The sequence below is a fragment of the Streptomyces turgidiscabies Car8 genome, assembly GCF_000331005.1.
GTDB lineage: Bacteria > Actinomycetota > Actinomycetes > Streptomycetales > Streptomycetaceae > Streptomyces > Streptomyces turgidiscabies.
Window position 1 is genome coordinate 1 of the sequence record NZ_AEJB01000344.1, and the last position, 2,131, is coordinate 2,131.

1 protein-coding gene and 1 pseudogene are annotated in these 2,131 nt (G+C 69.9%); one reads left to right on the forward strand and one right to left on the reverse strand.

The genetic code is table 11. The features are described 5' to 3' along the window. Positions 1-286 precede the first annotated feature (286 nt). Positions 287-1,876: a phosphoglycerate dehydrogenase gene (serA, locus tag STRTUCAR8_RS23315; RefSeq protein ID WP_006378398.1), complete on the forward strand. Its 1,590-nt coding sequence runs from the start codon at positions 287-289 to the stop codon at positions 1,874-1,876. A gap of 63 nt (positions 1,877-1,939) precedes the next feature. Here the strand turns inward: serA and STRTUCAR8_RS53740 are convergent. Beyond that, positions 1,940-2,131: pseudogene (locus tag STRTUCAR8_RS53740) on the reverse strand (hypothetical protein); the annotation flags it as partial.

Consider the following 2,131-nt stretch of genomic DNA (forward strand, 5'->3'; position numbering starts at 1 on the left):
GAGGGTGCAGCGCAGGAAACGCGCCCAGTCCTCGCCGCGCCGGTCGCCGTACGAGGTGAACCGGCCGATCGCCTGTCACCGGTGTCACGGCCCGGCTGTCTGCCCCGGGTTCCGCACGTGTGGGTGATCCTTCCGCACAGGCGTGAGGACGCCCTCGCCGCGCCACTACACTGCCGTACTACCTTCGCGTCAGGCCCACAGCGTCGTGCGTCTTCCACGCGGTAGCACCCTCCACCGCCTGCGGCCGTCGGGACGGCCGTCCGCATAGGACTGAGTGAGGACACACGTGAGCTCGAAACCTGTCGTACTCATCGCTGAAGAGCTGTCGCCCGCGACCGTCGACGCGCTCGGCCCGGACTTCGAGATCCGGCACTGCAACGGAGCGGACCGAGCCGAACTGCTCCCCGCCATCGCCGACGTCGACGCGATCCTGATCCGCTCGGCCACCAAGGTCGACGCCGAGGCGGTCGCCGCCGCCCGCAAACTGAAGGTCGTCGCACGAGCCGGCGTCGGCCTGGACAACGTGGACGTCGCCGCCGCCACCAAGGCCGGCGTGATGGTCGTCAACGCGCCGACCTCGAACATCGTCACCGCCGCCGAGCTGGCCTGCGGTCTGCTGCTGGCCACCGCGCGCCACATCCCGCAGGCCAACTCCGCGCTGAAGAACGGCGAGTGGAAGCGCTCGAAGTACACCGGCGTCGAGCTGGCCGAGAAGACCCTCGGTGTCGTCGGCCTCGGCCGCATCGGCGCGCTGGTCGCCCAGCGCATGTCGGCGTTCGGCATGAAGGTCGTCGCCTACGACCCCTACGTCCAGCCGGCGCGAGCCGCGCAGATGGGCGTGAAGGTCCTCACCCTCGACGAGCTGCTCGAAGTCTCCGACTTCATCACCGTGCACCTGCCCAAGACCCCCGAGACGGTCGGTCTCATCGGTGACGAGGCGCTCCACAAGGTCAAGCCGTCGGTGCGGATCGTGAACGCCGCGCGCGGTGGGATCGTCGACGAGGTGGCGCTGTACTCGGCGCTCAAGGAAGGCCGCGTCGCCGGCGCCGGCCTCGACGTGTACTCGAAGGAGCCCTGCACGGACTCCCCGCTCTTCGAGCTCGACGAGGTCGTCTGCACCCCGCACCTCGGCGCCTCCACGGACGAGGCGCAGGAGAAGGCCGGTGTCTCCGTCGCCCGCTCGGTGCGTCTGGCGCTCGCCGGTGAGCTGGTCCCGGACGCGGTGAACGTCCAGGGCGGTGTCATCGCCGAGGACGTCAAGCCGGGTCTGCCGCTCGCCGAGAAGCTCGGCCGCATCTTCACCGCGCTCGCGGGCGAGGTCGCGGTCCGTCTCGACGTCGAGGTGTACGGCGAGATCACCCAGCACGACGTCAAGGTGCTCGAACTCTCCGCGCTCAAGGGTGTGTTCGAGGACGTCGTCGACGAGACCGTCAGTTACGTCAACGCCCCGCTGTTCGCGCAGGAGCGCGGCGTCGAGGTACGGCTGACGACCAGCTCGGAGTCCGCGGACCACCGCAACGTCGTGACCGTGCGCGGCACGCTCGGCAGCGGCGAGGAGGTGTCGGTCTCCGGCACGCTGGCCGGTCCCAAGCACCACCAGAAGATCGTCGCGGTCGGCGAGTACGACGTCGACCTCGCGCTCGCCGACCACATGGTCGTGTACCGGTACGCGGACCGGCCCGGCGTCGTCGGCACGGTCGGCCGGATCTTCGGTGAGGCGGGGATCAACATCGCCGGGATGCAGGTCTCCCGGTCGGTGGCGGGCGGCGAGGCGCTGGCCGTCCTGACCGTCGACGACACGGTTGCCCCCGGCGTGCTGGCGGAAGTGGCCGAGGAGATCGGCGCGACGTCCGCTCGATCGGTCAACCTGGTCTGAGGTGACCGGCGGTCTGGGGGCTGCTGCCTCCAGGCCCCCGCTTCGGCCTGAACGGCCTCGTCCTCAATCGCCGGACGGGCTGAGATGCCTGAGCGGCGCTTGTACGTGAACGCCGGGTGCCTTGGCCTGAAGGAGCTGCCGGCGCTTGGCTTCCTTGCTCCACCAAGTGCGCGCGCCAGGCTTGCCTGCCTCGTACGACAACTGCCAGGGGATGCTCCTGCACATGAGTTCCTTGACCTTCGCGCCCGTCCGGCC